This is a genomic window from Moraxella sp. K127 (assembly GCF_015223095.1).
Lineage (GTDB): Bacteria > Pseudomonadota > Gammaproteobacteria > Pseudomonadales > Moraxellaceae > Moraxella.
The window spans coordinates 19,501-44,208 of sequence record NZ_JADFBZ010000021.1; the positions used below are offsets into that span (position 1 = coordinate 19,501).

18 protein-coding genes are annotated in these 24,708 nt (G+C 45.2%); 9 read left to right on the forward strand and 9 right to left on the reverse strand.

What is annotated here, in order from left to right:
* Window positions 1–2: 2 nt before the first annotated feature.
* Window positions 3–1,175, reverse strand: a complete 1,173-nt coding sequence (locus IM753_RS06170) for a YjgN family protein (protein WP_065255142.1) — start codon at window positions 1,173–1,175, stop codon at window positions 3–5.
* Window positions 1,176–1,325: 150 nt separating this feature from the next.
* On the opposite strand from IM753_RS06170, the gene rdgB reads away from it, so the two are divergent.
* The 8 genes from rdgB to fadA all read left to right on the forward strand — a co-directional run bounded on the left by rdgB (window position 1,326) and on the right by fadA (window position 9,997).
* Window positions 1,326–1,943, forward strand: a complete 618-nt coding sequence (gene rdgB / locus IM753_RS06175) for an RdgB/HAM1 family non-canonical purine NTP pyrophosphatase (RefSeq protein WP_194108918.1) — start codon at window positions 1,326–1,328, stop codon at window positions 1,941–1,943.
* Window positions 1,944–2,075: 132 nt separating this feature from the next.
* Entirely contained in the window at window positions 2,076–3,410 is a 1,335-nt protein-coding gene (gene tig, locus IM753_RS06180) for a trigger factor (RefSeq protein ID WP_065255144.1), read from the forward strand.
* Between the two features lie 373 nt (window positions 3,411–3,783).
* Complete coding sequence (gene clpP, locus IM753_RS06185; protein ID WP_062498741.1) at window positions 3,784–4,437, forward strand: ATP-dependent Clp endopeptidase proteolytic subunit ClpP; 654 nt, start codon at window positions 3,784–3,786, stop codon at window positions 4,435–4,437.
* A gap of 59 nt (window positions 4,438–4,496) precedes the next feature.
* Window positions 4,497–5,780, forward strand: a complete 1,284-nt coding sequence (gene clpX, locus IM753_RS06190; protein WP_194108919.1) for an ATP-dependent protease ATP-binding subunit ClpX — start codon at window positions 4,497–4,499, stop codon at window positions 5,778–5,780.
* A 239-nt stretch (window positions 5,781–6,019) separates the two neighbouring features.
* The gene (fadB, locus tag IM753_RS06195) at window positions 6,020–8,170 is read left to right on the forward strand and encodes a fatty acid oxidation complex subunit alpha FadB (RefSeq protein ID WP_194108920.1); all 2,151 of its coding nucleotides are present in this window, start codon (window positions 6,020–6,022) and stop codon (window positions 8,168–8,170) included.
* Between the two features lie 9 nt (window positions 8,171–8,179).
* On the forward strand, window positions 8,180–8,410 hold the full coding sequence (locus IM753_RS06200) for a hypothetical protein (RefSeq protein ID WP_062498744.1): 231 nt from the start codon (window positions 8,180–8,182) through the stop codon (window positions 8,408–8,410).
* Complete coding sequence (locus IM753_RS06205) at window positions 8,411–8,800, forward strand: type II toxin-antitoxin system VapC family toxin (protein ID WP_194108921.1); 390 nt, start codon at window positions 8,411–8,413, stop codon at window positions 8,798–8,800.
* Between the two features lie 24 nt (window positions 8,801–8,824).
* On the forward strand, window positions 8,825–9,997 hold the full coding sequence (gene fadA, locus IM753_RS06210; protein ID WP_194108922.1) for an acetyl-CoA C-acyltransferase FadA: 1,173 nt from the start codon (window positions 8,825–8,827) through the stop codon (window positions 9,995–9,997).
* A gap of 131 nt (window positions 9,998–10,128) precedes the next feature.
* On the opposite strand, the gene IM753_RS06215 is transcribed toward fadA, so the two are convergent.
* The 5 genes from IM753_RS06215 to IM753_RS06235 all read right to left on the reverse strand — a co-directional run bounded on the left by IM753_RS06215 (window position 10,129) and on the right by IM753_RS06235 (window position 21,191).
* Window positions 10,129–13,248, reverse strand: coding sequence for a type III restriction-modification system endonuclease (locus tag IM753_RS06215; protein ID WP_194108923.1), 3,120 nt, complete (start codon window positions 13,246–13,248; stop codon window positions 10,129–10,131).
* Between the two features lie 9 nt (window positions 13,249–13,257).
* Window positions 13,258–15,111 (reverse strand): site-specific DNA-methyltransferase, encoded by a 1,854-nt coding sequence (locus IM753_RS06220; RefSeq protein WP_194108924.1) that lies wholly within the window; start codon window positions 15,109–15,111, stop codon window positions 13,258–13,260.
* 116 nt (window positions 15,112–15,227) lie between these two features.
* Window positions 15,228–17,243, reverse strand: coding sequence for an RNA-binding domain-containing protein (locus IM753_RS06225; protein ID WP_062498399.1), 2,016 nt, complete (start codon window positions 17,241–17,243; stop codon window positions 15,228–15,230).
* Between the two features lie 34 nt (window positions 17,244–17,277).
* A complete protein-coding gene (locus tag IM753_RS06230) occupies window positions 17,278–17,943 on the reverse strand; it encodes a DUF4391 domain-containing protein (protein WP_062498398.1) in 666 nt (221 codons plus the stop codon).
* Between the two features lie 5 nt (window positions 17,944–17,948).
* Window positions 17,949–21,191 carry a helicase-related protein gene (locus IM753_RS06235; protein ID WP_194108925.1) on the reverse strand — a complete coding sequence of 1,081 codons (3,243 nt, stop codon included), beginning with the start codon at window positions 21,189–21,191 and terminating at the stop codon, window positions 17,949–17,951.
* Between the two features lie 189 nt (window positions 21,192–21,380).
* Here IM753_RS06235 and IM753_RS06240 point away from each other — a divergent pair, with 189 nt between their 5' ends.
* Window positions 21,381–22,331 (forward strand): calcium/sodium antiporter, encoded by a 951-nt coding sequence (locus tag IM753_RS06240; RefSeq protein ID WP_194108926.1) that lies wholly within the window; start codon window positions 21,381–21,383, stop codon window positions 22,329–22,331.
* A 56-nt stretch (window positions 22,332–22,387) separates the two neighbouring features.
* On the opposite strand, the gene hemN is transcribed toward IM753_RS06240, so the two are convergent.
* The 3 genes from hemN to rpmI all read right to left on the reverse strand — a co-directional run bounded on the left by hemN (window position 22,388) and on the right by rpmI (window position 24,565).
* Window positions 22,388–23,764 carry an oxygen-independent coproporphyrinogen III oxidase gene (gene hemN / locus IM753_RS06245; protein ID WP_194108927.1) on the reverse strand — a complete coding sequence of 459 codons (1,377 nt, stop codon included), beginning with the start codon at window positions 23,762–23,764 and terminating at the stop codon, window positions 22,388–22,390.
* Window positions 23,765–23,994: 230 nt separating this feature from the next.
* Window positions 23,995–24,351, reverse strand: coding sequence for a 50S ribosomal protein L20 (gene rplT / locus IM753_RS06250; RefSeq protein WP_029102390.1), 357 nt, complete (start codon window positions 24,349–24,351; stop codon window positions 23,995–23,997).
* Between the two features lie 16 nt (window positions 24,352–24,367).
* Window positions 24,368–24,565, reverse strand: coding sequence for a 50S ribosomal protein L35 (rpmI, locus tag IM753_RS06255; protein WP_029102391.1), 198 nt, complete (start codon window positions 24,563–24,565; stop codon window positions 24,368–24,370).
* Window positions 24,566–24,708 lie beyond the last annotated feature (143 nt).

Consider the following 24,708-nt stretch of genomic DNA (forward strand, 5'->3'; position numbering starts at 1 on the left):
ACCTACCACGACACATCAATGTCAAACACATCGGCAATCTCTTCGCCCAAAGCGGATTCTTCTACCATTTGGGGTGTGATAAGTTCATCAAAATTCTCATAACTGAGCAAAGACAGCGTCTCGGTCTTGTAGCGATGCAGTCGCACTGCCGCCCACGGGGTAAATAGCCCAAGTGTCAAGCCAATCAGCAAAAAGTTGGTAAATTGAATAAAAGCAAATCTAAAAATGCTAAACTCATTTAGCACAAACTCACTCTCGCCAATGGTCAAGTTGTCCCACACGACCTTGTGCAGACAGGCTTGAATAAGCGGTAAGATAAGCAGTGCCATCAGGTACATGCCAATCAGGTACATGCCAATAATGACAATGAGCATAGTCCCTGTGCTTTCAACACCACCAAAACCTATGATGAACAGTCCACACACCGCCACAGCAATTGCAATTGGCATCACAACCGCCTTATACACATCAAGCATGCTGGCGTGCCAGGTAAACGCCATCTTGCCAAATTGGGTGTTGTTAAACTGATAACTCTTAAATAGTCGCCATGCAAATGGGGCAAGTAAGACAAAACCAATCACCATCACCATCATGCCAATGACATCATGTATCTGCAAGTTCATGCTCAAATAACCTGCCCCAATGATGAGAATATTGGCAAAAACAATCAAGCCAAACAGCATATAAGCACCAAGCAGACTGCCCACAAAGGCAAAGCGGACGTTTTTGTATTGGCTGTTCCTTGCCCGAAAGCGTAATGTAGAACGCACAAGCCATGGAAATACTGCCATCATCAAAACACCCCCTACCATCGTGATGACAGGCGAGAATTCCCCCAACACACTGATGACAAGATAGACACCAATTGCGATGAGACGCCCAATCAAAATCCGCTTAGGGTTGGCGGTGAAGTCAAACGACTCATCGTTTAGCTCGGTGTTGCCATAAAAATACCGCAGACGACGAACCTTTGCCCACGGCGAATAAATCCCGAGGGTGATGATTGTCAAAAGCAAATTAACAATCCAAATCCTAAAATACTCTGACCCTGTCCCATAAAAATGAAAGTCATATTGATACGGCTCATCAGGTTGGGCAGGGGGTAGGGTAGGGGGTGTATCAAAAGGGGTGTGATAAATATCGTTGGCAAAAGACTCATTTGGGGGCAGTGACATGTTGTGTCCTTATATGGTGTTGAATAAAAGTCATGAGAATAAGACTTATTTTTTTACACAAATTATACCAAAGTCAAACCAAAAATACAAAAGTTAAGATTTGATTAATTTTATGGTAAAATAAGACATCTAAACTAAGATTTAATTTTTATGAAAAAACTTATCCTAGCAAGCAACAACCAAGGCAAACTTACCGAATTTCAATCCCTATTTGACAAGGCAAATCTAGGCATTAGTATCATCCCCCAAGGCGAGCTTGGCATTACGGACGCTGATGAGATAGGCTTGTCTTTTGTCGAAAATGCCATTATTAAGGCACGGCACGCAAGTTCTGCAAGCGGACTGCCTGCCCTAGCGGACGATAGCGGACTGTGTGTGCCTGTGCTTGGCAATATGCCAGGGATTTATTCGGCGAGATTTTCGGGCAATCACGGCGATGACAATGCCAATAACGCCAAACTCTTGACAGAGCTTGCCCCTTTTAGAAACGGTACACCCATTGTCGGTAAATTTATCTGCGTGCTTGCCCTAGTTCGCCATGCCGATGATCCCTTGCCGATGATTGCACAGGGGCAGTGGGTAGGCGAGATATTGGACGCACCACGGGGCGAAAATGGCTTTGGCTATGACCCGCTTTTTTATGTGCCAAGCCTTGACAGCTCATCTGCCGAGCTTGATAAAACCACCAAAAACGCCCTAAGCCACCGTGGGCAAGCCTTGGATAAGCTCATCGCCCATTTAAAACAGGGCGAATTTGATAGGTTGTAATTTTACCAAAAAAAAGCTATACTACTCATCTTTTAGGATTTTTGTGGGCGTTGTAATTAAGTGCCTGCCCAGATTTTTGAGAATTTCACTGATAAGTGATTGAATTTTAACAAGTTTTAAGGTAGATTCCCCATGAGTAACTTAGACGTTGCTGTAAATGTCATCTCAGACAAAGAAACCCAATTGACCGTTAAAGTGCCTGTTGGTACCATCCAGAGCAAAGTAGAGAGCCGTATTCGTAGCCTTGCCAAAACTGCCAAGATTGATGGCTTTCGTAAAGGTAAAGTGCCTGTGAGCCACATCCGTGCTCAGTATGGTGCCGGCATTCAACAAGAAGTCATCAATGACGTCATTCGTGACACCGTTTTTGAAGTATTGGCTGACAAAAAAGTGCGTGCCGTGGGCGTGCCTAGCATTGATGATGTCAAGCTAGAAAACGACTTTTTGGTATACCAAGCGTCTGTTGAGACCATGCCAGAAGTGGAAGTTAAAGGTCTGAGCGAGATTGAAGTAGAGCGTCAAGTTGCCACCGTGTCTGATGAAGACGTGGACACCATGATTGAAAACCTACAAAAACAACGCCAAACCTTTGAAGCCAAAGATGGCGAGCTGGCAGACGGCGATGAAGCGACGTTTGATTTTGAAGGCTCAATCGATGGCGAGAAGTTTGAAGGTGGCAGTGCCGAGAATTTCCGTCTTATCATCGGTTCAGGTCAGATGATTCCAGGCTTTGAAGACGGGATGAAAGGCATGAAAGCAGGCGAAGAAAAAACCATCAAGGTGACTTTCCCAGAAGATTATCAAGCCGAGAACCTAAAAGGTAAAGAAGCAGACTTTAAAATCACCGTTAAAGAAGTCAAAGAAGCCAAACTACCTGAGCTAAACGATGAATTCTTTGAGCTGTTCGGCGTGAGTGAAGGCGGTCTTGACAAGCTAAAAGCAGACGTTCGTAAAAACATGGAGCGTGAGATTAAGAGTGCCGCTCGCAACCAAGTCAAGCAAGCTGCCTTTGATGCGTTGGTTGAGAAAAACGAATTTGACGTGCCAAATGCCATGCTTGCTGGGGAGATTGACCGTCAGCGTAACCTAATGCTACAACGCTTTGCTCAGCAGTTTGGTGCCAACCCAAATACCTTTGACAAAAACATGCTCCCTGATGAGCTGTTTGAAGACCAAGCGTTGCGTGCGGTACGTCTAGGCGTGTTGGTCGGTCAAATCATCGACAAGCAAAAGCTAGAAGTTGACCAAGAGCGTGTGACTGCCTTTATCGCAGAAGCTGCCGAAAACTACGAAGACCCAGATGAAGTCATCGAGTACTACACCAACGACAAACAAGAACGTGCTGGTATTGAAGCGGTCGTGCTAGAAGACCAAGTGGTAGAATACATCCTATCACAAGGTAAAGTGACTGACAAAGAAGTCAAATACCAAGACCTATTGGCAGCAGCTCAGCAAGCCCAAATGTAATTTGCCAAAATGACACAAATACCCTAACAAAAAGTGTTGGGGTATTTTTATTTTGTGGTAAAATAGCTTGATTTCATTTGAATTTTTAAGGGCGTGCCTGCCTTTTGTATTTGCAATGAAAAATAGGGGAAATCGCCCGTTTTTCAAGGAAAAGGTGAAGTCTGATAGTCGTTCTATCAAACGAGCTTTTGATGATGAAAAACAATCCGACCACTTAACTGGCTAAATTTTTAAGATTTTTACTTAACTTTTTAAATTAAGTGGTCGGATAGCCATTTTTCATGCAAAAACAGGTAGTTTATTTCTAAAATATTTCTAAATTTTAAATTGTGTTATAAAGGGCAGGCACGCCCAAGACTTAACAGGATATTGTATGAGTGATTTTCGCAAAAACCCTTTTTATGACCAACTCGCCGACACCTTTCACACTGCCCCCCAGTCTGCCCTTGTGCCTGTGGTGATTGAGCAGTCAGGTCGTGGCGAGCGTTCGTTTGACATTTTCTCACGTCTACTGCGTGAACGTGTGATTTTTTTGACTGGTCAAGTCGAAGACCACATGGCAAATTTGATTGTTGCCCAACTGCTATTTTTGGAAGCGGACAACCCTGAAAAAGACATTCATCTATACATTAACTCCCCCGGTGGTGTGGTTACCGCAGGCATGGCGATGTTTGATACCATGAACTTTATCAAGCCTGATGTCTCTACCATCTGTCTGGGGCAGGCGTGTAGTATGGGGTCGTTCCTACTGGCGGCAGGTGCCAAGGGTAAGCGTTATGCCCTTGCCAATAGCCGTGTGATGATTCATCAGCCATCGGGCGGGGCTCAGGGTCAGGCGACCGACATTGAGATTAGTGCCAAACAAATCCTAAAAATCCGTGAACGCCTAAATGCCATTCTTGCCGAGCGTACCGGTCAGCCACTTGAAAAAATCGAGCGAGACGTTGAGCGTGATTATTGGTTGGATGCCTTTGAAGCCAAAGAGTATGGCTTGGTGGATGCCGTGCTTGAAAAACGCCCTGTGTAGCAAATGACCGATAACGGCAGATTTGCCCTGCCTAGCAAAGATGTGTAAAAGGAAAACTGATGACTAAGACCAAAGAGCCGTGCTGTGCCTTTTGTGGCAAGAAAAAAGATGAAGTCAAAAAGCTCATCGCTGGCATTGATGAGAATACCAACATCTGTAACGAGTGCGTGGAGCTGTGTGGCGACATGTTGGGCGGTATGGATTTGGACACCAAAAACGAGCAAGGCAAAAAGCCAAGCCATGCCAAAGCCAAAAAAGCCAAAACCGATGATAAAGACTGGGCGAGTGCGGTGCTACCCAAGCCCAAAGAGATTCGTGAACATCTAGATGAATACGTCATCGGTCAAGACACTGCCAAAAAAGCGTTGTCCGTGGCGGTCTATAACCACTACAAACGCCTAAAAGTGCGTGCCGATAACAAAATCTCGCCCGTGGAGCTTGCCAAAAGTAACATCCTGCTCATCGGCCCCACAGGTTCGGGCAAAACCCTACTTGCTCAGACCCTTGCCAAGATGCTAGATGTGCCATTTGCCATGGCAGACGCCACCACACTCACCGAAGCAGGCTATGTGGGTGAGGACGTGGAGAACATCGTTCAAAAACTGCTCCAATCTGCCGACTATGACGTGGAACGCACCCAGCGTGGGATTATCTACATTGATGAGATTGACAAAATCAGCAAAAAAGGCGAGAACGTCTCCATCACGCGTGATGTCTCGGGCGAGGGCGTTCAGCAGGCTCTGTTAAAACTCATCGAAGGGACGGTTGCCAATATTCCGCCCCAAGGTGGTCGTAAGCACCCCAACCAAGAGATGATTCAGGTGGACACCAGCAACATCTTGATGATTGTCGGTGGGGCGTTTGCAGGGCTTGACCGTATCATCCAGCAACGCACCGAGAAGACGGGTATCGGTTTTAATGCCGATGTCAAAGCCCAAGAAGAAACCAAAATCAGCGAGTTGTTCAAAGAGGTTGAGCCTGAGGATTTGATTAAGTTTGGTCTCATCCCTGAGCTCATCGGACGTCTGCCCGTGATTGCCACATTAGATGAGTTGGATGAAGACGCCCTTATTCAGATTCTTACCGAACCCAAAAACGCTCTGACCAAACAGTACGAATACCTATTTGACATGGAAGGGGTGAAATTGAGCTTTGAAGATGAAGCCTTGACGGCAGTCGCCAAGCAGGCGATGAAGCGTAAGACAGGGGCAAGGGGCTTGCGTTCTATCATCGAAAATGCCCTGCTTGACACCATGTACGAATTGCCGAGCATGGAGAGTGCCAAAGAAGTGGTGGTGACTCGTGCGGTGATAGAAGATGGCAAAGAGCCTGTTATTAAATAAGGTGCATGAAACAAAAAGCGGACGATGGTTCGCTTTTTTATTGGAAAATGACCAACAAGTCAATGTTACAAAATGGTCGTGATTTTGCCTAAATGATTGTGATATAGTAAGTAGGCACTGCCAGTGATGGATCGTGGGCGAGATGGAGATGACAAATGTGATTTGTTATTTTGCCTGTATCGGTCGTATCATGAGTGATATTTAACCAAACCCCATCGGGGGACATAACAGGAGTAATCATGATTTATAGTGGAAAATCCATACAAGTCAGCCGACTAGACGGCGACATTGTCAAATTTCATTTTAATAATGAAAGCGAGTCGGTCAATAAATTTGACCAAGCCACCAATGCCGAGTTCAAAGAAGCCGTAACCGCCTTGGAGCAGGATACGAGCATTAAAGGCTTGATTGTAACATCAGGCAAAAAGGTCTTTATCGCAGGGGCGGACATCACCGAGTTTGTCGGTTATTTCAAAAAACCCCAAGCAGAGCTAGAAAACTGGCTACTTGACATCAACAGCGTGTTTAACCGTTTTGAAGATTTGCCATTTCCCAAGGTATCGGCTATCAATGGCGTGGCGTTGGGTGGTGGGTGTGAGATGACGCTTGTCTGCGAATACCGTGTCATGGGGCAGTCGGCTCAGATTGGCTTGCCCGAGACCAAGCTTGGTATTTTCCCAGGGTTTGGTGGCAGTGTGCGTACGCCACGCATTATCGGCATTGACAACGCCCTAGAACTTATCGCCACAGGCAATCCCCTAAAACCTAATGATGCCTTAAAAGTGGGTTTGGTGGACGCTGTCGTGGCGGACGAGAGCGTGGAGCAGTCGGCTCTGGATTTGGTCAAAAAGTGCATAAATGGCGAGCTAGATTGGCAAGCCAAACGTGCCGAGAAGTTAGAACCTGTTAAACTTAACAAAACCGAGCAGGCAATGGCGTTTAACTCTGCCAAAGGCGTGATTTTTGCCAAGGCAAACCCCAAGCACTACCCTGCCCTTGCCCTTGCCCTAGATGCGATAGAAAACCACGCTAATCTGGGACGTGATGAAGCGATAAAGGTGGAAGCGACCAATTTCGCCAAATCCGCCAAAACTCCACAAGCGACCGCCCTTGTCGGTGTATTCTTAAATGACCAGCTTGTCAAAAAACGTGCCAAAGACCAGTCCAAAACCGCCCACGACATCAATGAAATGGCGGTGCTTGGGGCAGGGATTATGGGCGGTGGTATCGCTTATCAGTCGGCGGTTAAGGGCTTGCCCATCATCATGAAAGACATCAAATCCGAGCAACTTGACCTAGGCATGAATGAAGCGAGCAAACTCCTTAGCAAAGAAGTAGAACGTGGCAAAATCAATAGTGCCAAAATGGGCGAAACCCTATCCAAAATCCGCCCAACCCTAAACTATGGCGATTTTGGCACGCCTGACATCGTCATTGAAGCGGTGGTGGAGAACGAAAAAATCAAAAAAGCGGTGCTTGCCGAGACCGAAAGCCTGATTAAAGACACGGCTATCCTTGCGTCCAACACGTCCACGATTAGCATTACCGAGCTTGCCAAATCGCTAAAACGCCCAGAAAACTTCGTGGGTATGCACTTTTTTAACCCCGTTCATCGTATGCCCTTGGTGGAGATTATCCGTGGCGAGCGGACGAGCGATGAAGCGGTGGCGACCACGGTTGCCCTTGCCCAAAAAATGGGCAAAACCCCAATCGTGGTCAATGACTGTGCAGGCTTTTTGGTGAACCGTGTGCTGTTCCCTTATTTTGGGGCGTTTGATTTGCTTATCAAACATGGGGCGGATTTTGTCAAGATTGATAAAGTCATGGAAAAATTCGGTATGCCCATGGGACCTGCCTACCTGCTTGACGTGGTGGGCATTGATACAGGCGTTCATGCCAGTGCGGTCATGGCGGATGCTTTCCCCGAGCGTATGAGCCCTGACTATAAGACTGCCACGACTGTTATGTTTGAAAATAACCGTTTGGGTCAAAAAAATGGCGTGGGCTTTTATAAATATGAGCTTGACAAAAAAGGCAAGCCTAAAAAGAGCGTGGATACGACCACTTATGAGCTACTAAAAGCAGTGCAAGACGGCAGTAGCGATTTTGACGAGCAAGAGATTATTGACCGCTTGATGGTGGCGTTTTGTACCGAGACGGTGCGTTGCCTAGAAGATAATATCGTGGCAAGTGCAGGCGAGGCGGACATGGCAATGCTGATGGGGCTTGGTTTCCCACCGTTTCGTGGTGGGGCGTGTCGCTACATTGACCAAGTGGGCGTAAAAGAATTTGTCGCTTTGTGTGATAAATACGCTCATCTTGGCAAGGCGTATGAAGCTCCACAAATGCTACGAGACATGGCAGAGTGTGGCGAGACGTTTTATCAGTAAGGAGCTTTGATGATTGAGCTGCCCCCAAATTTACCCCAAGAAGTGCAAGCTGTGTTACCTATCATGGCGAATTTGGATTTGCAAAAACGGGCGTCTATTGCTCAGTTTTTGCTTGCCAATCACGATGACGGCAAACCCAAAATGAGCCGTCTTGGGGCGATGAGTTTGGGGGTGGTGGCAATCAGTGATGATTTTGATGATGAGCTTGGCGATGAGTTTTGGCTTGGGGAGCATGCTTAAATGAGTGCGTTTTTGATTGACACGCACATTTATATTTGGGCGGACAGCGAGCCTTGCCGATTAAGTCCACAAGTCCGAGCGATTTTGGACAATCCCAATCATCATATTTATCTTAGTATGGCAAGCCTGTGGGAGTTGCAGATAAAAATGCAACTGGGAAAATTAACCCTAAACACGCCCCTAGCCCAAGCGATTGAGCATATTAAGGCAAATAACTTGTACATTATTTTGCCCATAAAAGAGCGTGATATTTTGGGCTTGCAAAGATTGCCATTTCATCACAAAGACCCTTTTGACAGATTGTTGATATCCCAAGCGATACACCACGATTTGACATTGATTACTCTTGATGAGCATATTGTAAAATATGACGTAAAGTGTATTTTTTAAATCACAAATTTTAAGGAAAAAACCATGACAACCCTATCCCCAACAGACGTAGTGATTATAGATGGCGTACGCACCGCCATGGGCAAATCCAAAAACGGTATGTTCCGCAACGTGCGAGCCGAGACTCTATCAGCAGAGCTGATGAAAGCCTTAATCAAGCGAAATGATTTTGACCCCAATGACATCGAAGACGTGATTTGGGGCTGTGTCAATCAAACCTTGGAGCAAGGCTGGAACATCGCTCGCCACGCAAGCCTATTGGCAGGCATTCCAAAGCACGTGGCAGGACAAACAGTAAACCGCCTGTGTGGCTCGTCCATGCAAGCCCTGCACACCGCCGCCGCCCAAATCATGACCCACCAAGGCGACATTTTTATCATCGGGGGCGTGGAGCATATGGGGCACGTTGCCATGATGCACGGCGTGGACATCAACCCCAGTAGCTCAAAGCACATCGCCAAAGCGTCCAACATGATGGGGCTGACCGCCGAAATGCTTGGGCGTATGAATGACATCAGCCGAGCCGAGCAGGACGAATTTGCCCTAGGCTCACACGTCAAGGCAACCAAAGCCACCCAAGAAGGACGGTTTGACAAAGAAATCGTGGGCGTGGAAGGGCATGATGAACAGGGTAATTTGCAACTATGCACGGTGGACGAAGTCATTCGTTTTGATGCTAATATTGAGAGCTTACAAAAGCTCAGACCCGTATTTGACCCTGTAAACGGCACGGTAACGGCAGGCTCATCGTCTGCCCTATCAGACGGTGCGTCCGCCATGCTCATCATGTCGGCAGGCAAAGCCAAAGAGCTGGGACTGACCCCACGAGCGGTCATCCGCTCCATGGCGGTGGCAGGGTGCGATGCGGCGATTATGGGCTATGGTCCTGTCCCTGCCACGCAAAAGGCACTAAAACGAGCAGGGCTGTCTATCAATGACATTCAAACGGTGGAGCTAAACGAAGCATTCGCCGCCCAAGGTTTGTCGGTGCTAAAAGGCTTGGGGCTGTATGATAAGCAAGACATTGTCAATCACAATGGCGGGGCGATTGCCCTAGGACACCCATTAGGCTGTTCTGGTGCGAGAATTACCACCACGCTTTTGAACGTCATGGAGCAACAAGACACCCAAATCGGGCTTGCCACCATGTGTATCGGACTGGGGCAGGGGATTGCGACTGTGATTGAACGAGTTTGATTGTGTAAAAATCAAAAAACAGGCGAGCAATGACAGTAAGGTGCGTACTACGCACCTTACCGCCCTGCCACTGAGTTTGTACTCATCATCTGATAAAAAACCGAATGGGAAATTGCCATTCGGTTTTTGTTTTAGCCAACGATTTGCATGAGCCTTTCAAAGCTATCCACCACATCATATTTGACTTGACTGCCTTGCTCGTTTAGTGTCTCAAAAAACCGTCTGGCACTGTCAATTTTGTGCTTTTCGTCTGTTCTTAGGCTATTTTCTTTATGCGAGCCTTTGGTTTCGGCAACAAAATACACATGGCGTACCGCCCCATGACGAAACGCAATCGCCCAATCAGGATTGTAGCCACCGAAGGGTGTAGGGATTTGAAATTTGTCGGGCAATTTGGCATAAACCGCCACTTCGTCCGCACCGTCTAAGGCTTTGGCGAATTTTTGTTCAATCTCAGAATCGGTAGGCACATAGTCCAAAACGTGCTTGGTTGCCAAAAAGCTGTCTTTGTCGATTGGTGTATTTGCCATAAAAATCTCATTGGTCTGGTGGCGTTTGTCCAGCAGATGATAACTAAGATCTTGTACGAGCATGACCGCCTGAGTGTCATTGATAAGCTGACTGACTTTATTGATAAAGCCCTCAGGGTTGTATTTGTACTGCAAAAACACCACAGGCGATATGCCCTGCAAAATCGCCACCACTGTTTTGCGAGTTAGATTGGTCTTTTTGGCGACATCGCCCACAAGGTCGTAGCGTAGTGTGGTCGTCATGGCGATATCGGCACGCACTCGTTTGGTGGTGGCATTGTCAAAGGCTTGGCTGTTGTCTAAGTCGGACAAAGACAAAGTATCCTTTTGACTGCTTTGGGCGATGGTGTAGCTTAGTTTTGGCACAAACTGATTGCTAAGCGTTCTGTTCTCAGTTTCTATCGCTTGTATGCTTTGGCGGATAAGTCTGTCGCTGTCTAGGCGAATTTGAAATGTGGCTTTTTGGTTGATGGTCTGCCACAACGCCAAAAATTCTTGCTTGGCAAGGTTGGCATTGCTGGGATTTGTGATTTTGGCATTACTGTTGTCAATCATATTATCCAAAGCGGACGCATCAAGCACGCTGTCAATCAGCCCAAATACCGCCTGTGCCTTGTCCGCCAAATTCTCAGGCAGTGCAGGTAATTCCCCTGCACGTTTGGCATCTTGATAACTTGGCAATAGATAGTCGTTGTCATCAATAAAATCATGCTTTGACAGATATTTATGAATCTGCTTTGCCTCGGTCTCGCTGATGATGTGCTGTTGCCCATGAACGCTTATCACTTTGCCCTTAAAAAATTCTGGCGTGGCTTGGCTTGTTCTTGATGTCAGACTTTGGCGAATCTCGCTTTGTAAATTTTTGGCAAATTCGGTATAGCTTTCGTTGGTTACGACTGTTAGGTTGTTGACTTTGTGAACGTCCGATAAGCCACCAAAAAAATTGCTGTCCATACGCACGCCGTCTTTATTGACTGCCAAACGCAGTCCACGCCCCACCTCTTGTCGTCTGGATATGGTGTTGTCGGAGTGTTTTAGGGTGCAGATGACAAACACATTGGGGTTGTCCCAGCCCTCACGCAAGGCAGAATGACTAAAAATAAAACGGGTCGGCTCATCAAAGGACAGCAGACGCTCTTTGTCTTTTAAAATCAGCTCATAAGCGTCCTTATCATCGGAAGTATATTCCTCTGATTTTTTGATTTGGGGGTTGGTAAGTCGTTTGGATTTTTTGTCCACGCTAAAATAGCCGTTGTGCGTTTGGCTTGTGGCGATACCACGTAAATATTCCTGATAAGGGTCGTTTTGTAAATTCAAATCCAAATACGCCTCTACCGCCTTGTCGTATTCTTGCTCAAAAATCTTGGCATACTCGCCTGCTACTGATTGATTATTTTCATCATACAAGCGGTATTTGGCGACTTCATCAATAAAAAACAGACTTAGCACCTTAATGCCTTGGCGATACAACAACGCCTCTTTTTCTAAATGAGCCAAAATACACTCACGAATCTGAATGGTACGCAACGTGGTCTCACCCACATCGCCCACCGCCTGCCCAAGAGCAACCGACACGCCATTGACAAACTCAATCACGCCAATCCGTGCATCTATCTCCGAGACGATGTAGCCACGGTACTGCTCAGACTCGCCTGATAGCGTGTACAAATCATCGCCCTTGCCCACTTTGCGGACGGCTCGCCTAAATCCTTTGGCAGTTTTGATTTCAAGTTCAAGCTGGGCGGTGGGGGCGGACGTTGAGATGTTGATACGTTGTAAGTACAAGTAGCCATTGACCCCTGACAGCCCTTTGACTTCTATGCCTTTGACCGTAATTTTTTTGACAAGTCGCCCATTATAAGCATCCAAAGCGTCCAGTCTATGCACAAGGTTGTACTGTTTTTTGTGGGTGGCGGAGTATCGCAGGATAAACAAAGGCTTGAAATTGGCAAGCGATGACAACGTCTTGTCAGCTTGCATTTTTTGGGGTTCGTCTAGGATAAGAATGGGACGGTTTTTGGCGATGACATCAATGGGGCGGCGAGAACCAAAGTCATCAAGCTCATCATAAATCCGTCTGTTGTCCTTGCCTGTGGCGTTAAAGGCTTGCACGTTGATGACCATTACGCTTATCTCGTTGGTGGCACTAAACGTATCTAATTGGTGTAAGTTTTTTGAGTCATAAATAAAAAAGCGTATCTTTTTGTGATACTCCTCATAAAAATGCTCTGCCGTCATCTGCAACGTCTTGTACACGCCCTCACGAATGGCAATGCTTGGCACCACGATGATAAATTTGCCCCAGCCATAGCGGGCATTTAGCTCAAACATCGTACGAATATAGCAATACGTCTTGCCTGTGCCTGTCTCCATTTCCACATCAAGATTTATCATCGCCCCTGTCAGATTGGCAGGTTTGCCTTTTTCTTTATCATTATTGATAAGCTCGTCAGATAGGGGTAAGTTTTGTGTACGCTGAACGGCTTGGATATTGGCGAGAATGTGGCATGAGTCAACCAAGGGAGCATTGGCAAAGCCCGTCTCGTCTATCTCATCAAAACTGCCTTGGGTTGCCCCAAATAGTTGCCCTTGTCCTACGCCCTGCACGCCCACATCACGGCGGTATGACAGCCCCGACTGATACGGCTGTCCGACAAAGCAATCACTCACAGCACTAACCGCCTTGTGCTGATAAGGCAGGGCATTAAAACGGATTTTCATCTTGCTCTCCTAAATAAATCTCACGTCCGTCTGTGCTGACAACTGCCCAAACCGCTCTTTGATGTTGGTTTTGTCTTGGTCGTAGGCGATAGCACGCTCCGATGACACAAAACGCAGTGGGGCGACTTTGGCAACTTCATCAACGATAGTGGTGCTAAGTCCGTCAAAGCACGCCACAAGCGAATTGCCCGCCACAAAATACACGTTCTGTCCGTCTATGGTGCGACAGTCAATCGGTAGCGACAACGGCACGCCGAAATCTAACATGACTTGAAACAACAAATCCTCGTCCGTGCGATCGTCCTTGATGTGGCTTGTCATCTCAACCAAATCCGCCTGAGTTAGGGCATGGGGCTGGTAATACACGTCTTTCATGTTGGAGCTGTCTATTTTTAAGACACGAAAGCCTGTATCCACATGGGGGTGGTCGGTGCTGATTTTTGCTCCTGCCAATCTTAATCTATCTTTTGTAAGGTCAGAAATTGTTTTGTAACCAGCTTTGTGTGTATCAGAACCTTCTTTTGTTGGCTCATTAACTTGAACCATGATAAATTGCCTATGACTATTTTTGTTTTTAGCATTCATCTGCATAACCGCATGAGCAGTAGTTCCAGAGCCTGCAAAAAAGTCCAAAATAATATCATTATCGGAAGTAAAGTGGAATAGTAATTTTTCAATCAATTCAATGGGCTTAACGGTTTCAAAGCCATGCTCCTTACCTAAAATTTCCCTTAGTAACGCTTTGCCTGTTTCGCTTGTGCCATATCCGTCTGAAAAGTTTGCCCACAATGGAAAGTGCGATTCGGAACTCTCATCTTTCTCGTAAATCTTTCTAATGACTTTTCCTTTTTGTAGTATGACATCACCATTCTTTTCAAGTTGTTTAGCTGTATCAAAACCAATAGTCCAACGATATTCATTCTGTGGCATAACACCCAATATCTCAAAAACCATTTTTTCAGAACGTTTGATACCAATATTTTTTCGTTGTTGAATTTCTTCTAAACGATATTTGTCGCCATTTTCGGAGACAAATGGGTATTCTTTGTAACCTTTTAGTTCTAAGTGAAAATTTTCATGTTCTTGCATTGGCACTCTACCGTAAACATGTATATACTCTTCGGACTTTTGTAATTTGTACTTAGCTGAACCTGCATTCATGGCTTTGGTTGTGGCTGTCCAACTAATTGTTCCATAATAATTATTTCTGCCAAAAACTTCATTAGCCATAACTTGCAAATTGCAACACTCTTCTTCTCCAATAGCCAGAAATATCAATCCTTGTTCAGATAATAGATTTCTGGCAAGTTTTAGCCGTGCATACATCATAGACAGCCAGTCGGAGTGAAAGCGTCCGTTGCTTTCGGTGTTAATGGTTAGGCGGTTGCCGATGTCGTCATATTGCTCGGATTTGGCAAGGTAGTCCTCGCTGTCGGTGGCAAAATCGTCATTATAAATAAAGTCGTTGCCGGTGTTATAAGGCGGGTCAATGTATATCATCTTAACCGCCCCAAGGTAGGTGTCTTGGAGCAGTTTTAGGGCGTCTAGGTTGTCGCCCTCTATAAAGAGATTTTGGGTGGTGTCAAACTGCACGCTCTCATCTTTGTATGGTCGTAAGGTCTTATAAATAGGGCGGTTGGCGGTGAGTATTGCCTCACGTTTGCCCACCCAATCTAGGCGGTAGCGTTCTTGACTGCCCTCCACAATGGACGATGACAGCTCTTGGCGAAGTAGCTCAAAGTCAATGGCAGGGACGGTGTTGCCGTGTTCGTCTGTGTGTTCGGTGAGTACGTTTGGGAACAGCTCGGCGATTTTGGCGATGTTTTGGCAGGTTAGATCGGGGGAGTGGAGTTTTAGGGTCATGGGGTATCCTTAGGGTTGGTACTTATTACATGTACTTATTACATGTACTTATTACATGTACTTATTACATGTACTTATTACATGTACTTATTACATGTACTTATTACATGTACTTATTACATGTACTTATCATGTTGTACTAAGAAAAGTTTGCCTTGTTCGGTGGTGAAGTAGGTTTGTTTTTTGCTGTTTGGGCTTTCTGGAAAGCTAAATGCCAAAAACCCACGTTTTACAAGCTCAGAGATGTAGCGATTTCTAATGCCGTCTTTGTTTTTTTGTAAAAAATGTGCAATTTGGGCAGATGATAAGGGCTGTTCTGCACACAAAGACAGTATTTGTTCCTGTATTTGTTGCTTGACGTTTAGTGGCGTGGGTAGTATGTCTGTTGGATTAACTCCGGCATTAACTCCGGCATTAGGCTTATCGAGTCCGGCATTAACTCCGGCATTGGGGTTATCAACTCCGGCATTAACTCCGGCATTGGGCTTATCGAGTCCGGTGTTGGGGTTAGTGGCTGTAATGATAGAATCGTCCGTTTTGGCGTTAGGTATAGGTATGCCAATCGGGGTGCCCAAGGGTGTATCAGATAAACTAAATAAGTCGGTAGGGTTGGTGTCTGCTAGCCTATAAACTGTGCCTGTGCCTTTACCTGACTTTTGGAGCATGTTTTTTTGTATCAACTGTCTAAGCAGTTTGGTAATGTCTGTGGGGTGTATGCCCAAGAGCTTTTGTAGGCGTGTATTGGTGCTGGTTGTTTCCATTTTTATGGTAGCCAGCACCACTCTTTCATCTTGGCTAAGTGTATCAAACGCTTGTCCGAACTGTATCACCAAATCGTTAATGATGTTTTGGGGGTATAGACTGGCGATTTTTAATTTGACAAGGGTTTGATGATTGGGTTCTCGTCTTTCTTCAAAAGTGGGTTTTTGCCAATGTTGTTCTGCCCAACTGTCGTGAATGGTTTGAATGCCCGTGCCTGCTTGCTCACAAGCCTTAATAAGGCGGAACATCTGCTGTAATTTTCGGTTGCGACAGTCGCTACTGCCAGTATGTTCTAGGGCATACTGGGCAGAGATACGCATAGTGCCGGGGTTGGAAAAGCAAAACTCATGTTCGTATTTTTCTACCAAAATAGGCATACGGTCAGCATAATTGGCGTGAATGAGACAATTAACCAACGCCTCTCTTAGGGCATCATGCACAGGCGTTTCATCTTGGCGTATGCCGTCTTTTAGGGCAAATGGAACATCTAGCCCTTGGGGTAAGCGGTAGGCAACATGGCGATAAAAGTCAAAAAGATTGCCTGACCAGTTGCCGTCTAGGGCTAGGCGATGACTCCAACGGGGGTTGTTATTCAGATATTCCCTATAATCCACAAAATAATTGGGGAAAATATCCTGAATGGCAGACAATTGCCCAAACATCAACAGACCTGCTTTGGTAACACCACTAATCTTTTTTGAGCGGTTGACGCCGTAAGCTCCGATTTGTTGCAAAAACTTTTGGGTGTCGTAGCTGTTAAAGGGTGAGTTGGGGTTTAGGTTGGTATAAATTTGGCGATAGTCTTGTATAGAAGTTAAATCCAAGTCCTCAATTGTATAATGTTCCAATACTTCATCATCACGATTTTCCAATTGTTTTTCAGCGATGAGTAGGTTTACTTTGTCATCATCTAGCCGATAATCGCCCTCATGTTGGCGAATAAAGGTGTTGCCATAAGGGTTTTCGGTTAGGTGAACAGGTTGTTGAGTGCGTTTGGCTCGGGGGACGGCTACCAGCATGACCACTTTATCATCAATTTGCCATTCGTGTATATCACTGTCACTCAAAAGATTGGTGCTGACTTTCTTTTTGTTGTTTAGATTGTCAAAAAGCTCTTTTTTGACTTTGGCAACATCGACAATGCCTTGTACCTCAAACTGCCCATTTTTTTCTTTGACACCAAGCACAACCACACCGCCATTGGTGTTGGCAAAAGCACTGTAACTTTCCCAAAAAGCACTGGGCAAACTGCCCCTGCCGTCTTTTCCTGTGGCAAGTTTACATTCTATTTCTATGCTTTCTTGCAGTATGTCTAAGTGATTGCTGTCAATGCTATTGATGATGTCATTGATAAAGTAGTGATTATTCATTGTGATAAGTTATGATTGGGTGAATTGTGCTATTTTACACCAAATTAAGCTGTCTTTGTATGGCTTGTATTTCGCTGTTTATTTGTACTTTGCGATTGAACTGTTTTTCTTTGGCAAGTTTGGCGGTGAGTTTAGTCAGCTGTTTTTGTAGCTGGTGAGTTTGGCGTGCTTTTTGTAGATTTTGGGATAAATTACTGGCAAAAGAGCCTGTTGGTGCTGGGCAGGGTAATAGTGTATGAATAAAATAAGCGTACAGCTCATCTAAATTGGGCAATATCGGCAAATCAGCACTTGGTACATTTGCCAAATCTTTTGATGTGTAATAGTCGTCCAAGACAAGTTTGTCTTTGTCGGCAAGATTTTGGCGTTTGTAAGTGGCAGTTTGGTAGATACTGCCATTTGGGTGGTGGCTTTCAAAGATGATGGGGCTTGGTATCAGTCTGTCTATATATGTCAAGATGTCGGTATTTAGGGTGTTTGTGCGTGTGATAAGATGAAAAATCTGAATCTCCGCCACGTCTTTACCTGCATGGATGTTTAGTGTGGCAGGCGAGAGCTTGTTTGCCCAAATGATTTTTTCTATCTCTTGGGTAAACAGTCGCTGTATGCGAGCATTGGCGTTGCCTTGTTCATAAAATCGGCTTTTGGCGATGACTTGTCCGACTTCGGTGGTGGCAGGATAGTGGTGGCGGATGTTCATGGCGACTACTCAATGACAAAAAAGTTGATAAGCTCAAAGTCGTTCAACCCTGAAATCTCATGCTCTAAGGCTTGGGTGTGACGACTGCCAAACAGACTGTCAATGTCGCTTTGAGTTTGGCGGTCTTGGATATGGGCAATGGCATTGTCTAGTAAGGCAGAATACTCGCTCATGTCCCGTCCGTCCTTGGTGCGTTCATTAAATAGCTCGTACGCTGATGTAATGGGCGTGTCAGTATGACGACACGCCTGAGCGAGCAAATCTAGGAGATGTTTGGCTTTGGTGTGATTGTAGAGTATCTCACCTGCTTTGTTTAGATAAATGACAAAGTAAGGGTACAAAGGATTTTGTCCACCCAGCTCTTTTTTGGCGTTTTTAAGTTTTAGCACAAAAACAACCCCTGCACTTAGCCCATACTCATCATTATGGGGTATTACGGTGTGCAGTCCGTGGGGTAGGCGTTTTATGGCGGGGTGCTTATCCAGATAGGCAAGCAGCTCCATGCGAAAATCATTAAGTCCCAAATCCGTGATAGACACACCACCGCCCACATCTTCTAAGTCTAGCACTTCGTTTTGTAGGCGTTTTAGTTGCTCTTTGCGGTATGCCATGTCATGACTTTGGTGTTTTAGAATGTCATCATCACCAGTGCTTGTCATATCTACAATCGCCATGCGATTCTCCACACGCTCTTTGAGATTGATGTACTCATCAAGACTGATGTCTGGCCAATAATTGACAAGTTGAATGCTGTCGTTGGGCGAGCCGATACGGTCAATCCGCCCAAAACGCTGAATGATACGCACAGGATTCCAATGAATGTCATAGTTGATGAGATAATCGCAATCTTGCAAGTTCTGACCCTCTGAGATACAGTCAGTGGCTATCAAAATATCAATCGCACGAGATTCGTTGGGAAAGATGTCCGCCTTTTGCTTGGATTGCGGTGAAAACAACGTCAATAATCCTTGCAAATCATAGCTTTTTTGGCTATTTGGCATTTTGCCAAGGGTGGAGTGGTTGTTTGTGCCTGTGATTTTGGCGGTATGCAAGCCAAAATGCGTCAAAAAATAAGTTGATACGGTCTCATACAGGTAATCAGCCGTATCAGCAAAGGCGGTAAAAACAATGACTTTTTTGTTGTCTGGGTTGATGGGATTTTGGATTTTGTGGGTGATATGAGCGATGAGTTGTTGGAGCTTGACATCTTTGTGGGTATTGATATGACAAATAAGAGACAACAGCTCATCAATCACTGCCATGTCGTCTTTTAAGGCGCGCTCAAAACTTCGGGTATCCATGTCATCTAGGCGAATTTTTAGCACGCCACCAATCATATCTTCATCATCATCGTCAATATTGGGCAATGCCACCTCACCTGAGCCAATCTGCTTTCTATGAAAATCGTCAATCTGCCCCAAAATATCACTCATGAGCGTTTTCATTTTGGTTAGGGTTAGTCTAAACGCATGAATGGAGCTTTCAAGGCGTTTTAAAAGATTGACTGTCATCAAAGATTGTAGGCTTTTTTCACGGTCAGCTTGGCGAAAGCGAGAGCCTGTGCCTGTGGTGGTATCAAACAGTTCAGCATACTGTGCCAACCTGCTTGGCAAGATATAACCCATGGGGGCATAGACCGTCATCTTAATGCTGGCTAATAGCGTGTAAATGTCATTTAAGGCAATGTTATTATCCACACTAATGCCACAGCGATAAGATAGGGGCTTGTGGCGAGTGGGGAATTTACCAATGGCTTTGGTGTCATAAAAAGTTTGAATGTGCTTTCTTGAACGAGCAATGGTAACGCTATCTAAGAGCTTAAAAAAATCCAATTCTAGTTTGTTTAAAATAGCATCGGTTGTACGATACTCAGGCGGTAGCTTTGTCCATTCATTGAAGGCAGTTTGGGCTTTTCTAAATATTGTGTCTATGCTTTGATTGATGTCTAATTTATCTTCTAATAAACTGCTATCGCCTTCATAAGCTAAGGCAAGCTGATTTTTTAGGTCGTTGAATTTATTATTAACAGGCGTAGCAGACAACATCAGAACCTTGGTTTTTACCCCTTGGCGAATGATTTTGTTCATCAAATGATCATAGCGTGTTTCTTTATCTTTAAAATATTCTTTATTTCTAAAATTATGCGACTCATCTATCACCAGCAAATCATAATTTCCCCAGTTTATTTTGGACAAATCCATACCCAAAGTATGCCCCGATGTTCTAGATAGGTCTGTGTGATATAAAACATCATAATTAAATCGGTCTTTGGCAAAAATATTAGTGATGACATTGGTGTTATAACTTGTCCAGTTATCGCTTAACTTTTTGGGGCATAGCACCAAAACACTTTTATTTCTAAGTTCATAATATTTGATGACTGCCAAAGCACTAAAAGTCTTGCCCAGACCCACGCTATCGGCTAGGATACAGCCATTGAACTTTTCTAACTTATTGATAATACCGATAACAGCATCTTTTTGAAATTCAAACAATTTCTGCCAAATAAGCGTATTTTGATAGCCCGTTTTATCATTAGGTAGATTGTCCTCATTGCTGTCGTCTAAAAATTCCTTAAACAAATGATACAATGCCAAAAAATAAATTCTTTGTGGGTCGTTTTCTTGATAAACTGACTCTATGTGGCGAACGATTTCTTGGCTGACATCATGTGCTTTTGTGGGGTCGCACCATAACTGGTCAAATACCATTTCATGCTGTTTGACAGCACTGGTGTCGTTCATGACATAGACAAAATTAGATAATGCATTGCTTTTTTGTAAACCCAACCCCACAGGCGTAAACCCTTGGGAGATTGGGGTGTATAAGAAATGATGATTTTCATATTTTAAGATACAAAAATTTTGTATGGATTGATTGCTGATATTGGACTTAAAAGTGGCTTTTTGCCTTATCCAATTAGCACACTCTTTGGCAATGGCTTTTTGATTGAGTTTGTTTTTTAGGTGAATTTCAAATTCACTGCCATATAAACTTTTCTCATAAGTTGGCTTAGGAATAAAAAATTCTCTTTTTTCTTTTTTGTCTTGGGCAACGGCAGAGACCGGCTCAAAACTGGATGAGCTAAAAATAAAATCAAAACTTTGCAATTGATTTAAGTGTTCTTTTAGGGTTTCATAAGCATAAATAGAAAAACTATCACCAATGAATTTACATTGGGTATTTGAGTTTAGGTGTTGTTTTATCTCATCAGCAAGCAGATGATTGATATTGTCTATGAGTGTCATGTGTTGCCTTGGGTGTATCGCTCTTCGCTTTAAAATAAAGGATATGTTGGTAGATGTCAAGTGTATTCAAAAAAGAGTTTTGAGCAGTGCTCGATAGCCTAAGCATGTTAATAAAAATACACAATAATTACATAAGATTGCCGTGGTGTCCATGCTAAAATACACACCCCTTTTCTTATCTTTTATGTTATGTTATTAGCCATTATTGCGATGATTGTCGGCATTGCCTTGCTTGTGTATAGTGCCGAGTTTTTTATTGAAGGGTCGTCTGGCATCGCCCTAAAATTTGGTATGCCCAAACTGTTGGTGGGTATGCTGGTCATTGGGGTGGGCACGTCCGCCCCTGAGATAGTCGTGTCGGTGTTGTCCACGCTAAACGGAGCCCCTGGTTTGGCACTGGGTAATGCGTACGGCTCAAACATTACCAACATCACGCTTGTGCTGGGTGCAACAGCGTTGGTGAGCCCTTTATTTATCCAAAAATCCTTGGTCAAATCCGACTTTTTGATACTCATTGGTATTACCGCTTTGGCGATTTTTCAGTTATTGGACGGACAAGTGAGCCGTCTGGACGGGGCGATACTCCTTGGAGCGTTGGCGGTGTTTTTGGCGTTTCAGATTTATATGGCAAAACTGGGCAAGTCCGCCAGTGATGACGTGCCTGACACGGTCGATTTTCGCATGGGCATGGCGGTCGCCAAACTCGTCGGGGGCTTGGTGGTGCTGGTGCTAAGTTCACGCCTTGTGGTGTGGGGAGCGGTGGAGATTGCCAAAATCGCAGGGCTGTCCGAGCTTATCATTGGTCTTACCATTGTGGCGATAGGCACAAGCTTGCCCGAGCTGGTCTCATCTATCATCGCTGCACGAAAGGGCGAAGATGAAATGGCTTTGGGTAACGTTATCGGCTCAAACATCTTTAACACCCTAGCGGTCGTGGGCATTCCTGCTACCATCATGCCGATGGCGGTGGCTCGTGAAGTGGTGAGCCGTGATATGATTGTCATGGGTGGGGTGACGGGATTGCTGTTTGTCCTGTGCCTGCTTGCCGTGCGTGGCAGTCAAAAACTTGGGCGTGGCGTGGGTGCGGTGCTGTTGTCTATCTTTATCGGCTATACGGTATGGCTGTTTGTGGGTGGCTAAACCATGTTTTGCATAAAAAACGACCATGCATGTGATGGTCGTTTTTTTATTGGGTGTCAGATGACCTTACTAAACCGTCCGCTGTGCTTTTGGGTTAGGTATTCATCAAAGACCATTGCTACGTTACGCCCCAGTATCCGTCCTTTGGGTAGGATTTGTACGCCAGTCTCATCAATAAAGACGAGTTTGTCGTCTGCCATTTGGTGTAGGTTTGCCAGCTCTGGCTCAAAATAACGGCGACTGTCAATGCCAAAACGCTCATCAACATCGGCAAAGTCCAAGCGGTCATGGCATAATAAGTTCATGATGACATAACGGCGTAACTTATCCTTCTCATCTGCCTTGATGTGCTTGACGGCAGGGAGTATGCCGTCATTAATGCGTGCTTGATATTCTTTTAAATCAGTGGGGTTTTGCAAGATATGCTCGCCAATCTGACTGATACTGCTTACCCCAAACGAGAGCAGGTCGCACTCGCCCAAGATGGCATAGCCTTGAAAGTTGCGATGGAGCTTGCCTTGACGTTGGGCGATTGCCATGTCATCATCAGGGCGAGCAAAATGGTCAATGCCAATATACTGATAACCTGCGTCCGTGAGTGCCTTGATGGTGTCGCCAAACATGGTGAGCTTGTCGGCAGGACTGGGCAGGTCGTCATCTTTGATACGGCGTTGGGCGGTGAATCGCTCGGGCAGATGGGCGTAGTTAAACACCGATAAGCGGTCAGGGGCTAGGGCGATGATTTTGGCGACTGTGTCCGCCATGCTCGCCACACTCTGATGGGGCAGACCATAAATCAAGTCAATGTTAATTGAGCCAAAGCCTAGCTGTCTGGCTTCACGCATGACCGCCTGCACCATGCTGTGGGGCTGTACACGGTTCACAGCTATCTGTACGGTCTCGTCCAAATCCTGCACCCCAAATGATAAGCGATTGACCCCCAGTGAGCGTAAGACCGCCAAAGTCGTCTCCCTAAGCTCTCGTGGGTCAATCTCTACCGAATAGTCCCCGTCATCAGCAAAGTCAAATTCATCTTGTAAAAACCGCCACAACACGGTCAGCTCATCATCACTCAAAAAAGTAGGTGTACCGCCCCCTAAATGGACTTGTTTGACCTTTGCATTGCCGTTTAGCAGGGATTTTTTATGGCGAATTTCTCTAAATAGATAGTCTAGATAATCGCCCGAGTCGCTATTTTTCTTGGTGATGATTTTGTTACAACCACAGTAGTAGCACAGATGACGGCAAAAGGGGATATGAATGTAGAGCGATAGGGGGACGGCAGGGTCTTTTTTCTGTAAAATGCTCATCTCCACACCGTCTGCAATGGGGGCGAACTCTAAGGCGGTCGGATAGGACGTGTAACGGGGGCCTTGACGGTTGTATTTTTGAATCAAGGCTTCATCAAAGCTGACTTGGCTAAAATGGTGCATGGCTGTTGTCAATAAATGGGTATTGGAGTGTTATTATAACCGTTTGGGCGGTGCGAGACAATAATACTTTTGGGGATTGATGTCACCAAAGGGCATGACAGGCACACCTGACAAGACCATTGTTTTAAAAATGCCAAATGGTGCGGGTTTGGGCTAATTGGTAAATTTATTCAATGAATAAAAACAAAACCCCAAAACAAAAGTTCTGGGGTTTTAAGCAAGCTGTTAGCTTAGGCTAGGGCAGATTTTGCTTTTTCGCAGATTGCCGTGAACGCTGCTGCGTCATGCATGGCGATGTCTGCTAGGATACGGCGGTCAATCTCAATGCTTGCCTTTTTAAGACCATTGATAAGACGGCTGTATGACAAGCCATTTAGACGAGCACCTGCATTGATACGAGCAATCCACAGACGGCGGAAAGAGCGTTTTTTGTTACGGCGGTCTCTATATGCGTATTGACCTGCTTTCATTACCGCTTGTACGGCAACACGATACACACGAGAGCGTGCACCATAGTAACCTTTTGCACGAGCCAAGACTTTTTTATGACGGCGGTTAGCCTGTACACCACGTTTTACACGAGCCATTAGATTCTCCTAGATATTAAATGTATGGGCACATACGGCGGATTGATGGAACGTCAGCGACGTGAACCATGACGCAACCACGCAATTGGCGGATACGCTTAGGAGATTTTTTGGTCAAAATGTGGCGTTTGAACGCTTGTTTGCGTTTAAAGCCGTTGGCGGTTTTTTTAAAACGCTTTGCCGCACCACGTTTGGTTTTTAGTTTTACTTTCATAAGTAGCCTCTTTATTAAAGGTTGGCACACCAACCGATGAACCTTTTTGCCAATTTACTTAAAAATAAATAGCGGAAGGTGGGACGTGTATTATAAAGGGTTTTTGGGTGGATTGCAAGTGATTTTGCCAACCAAACAATGAT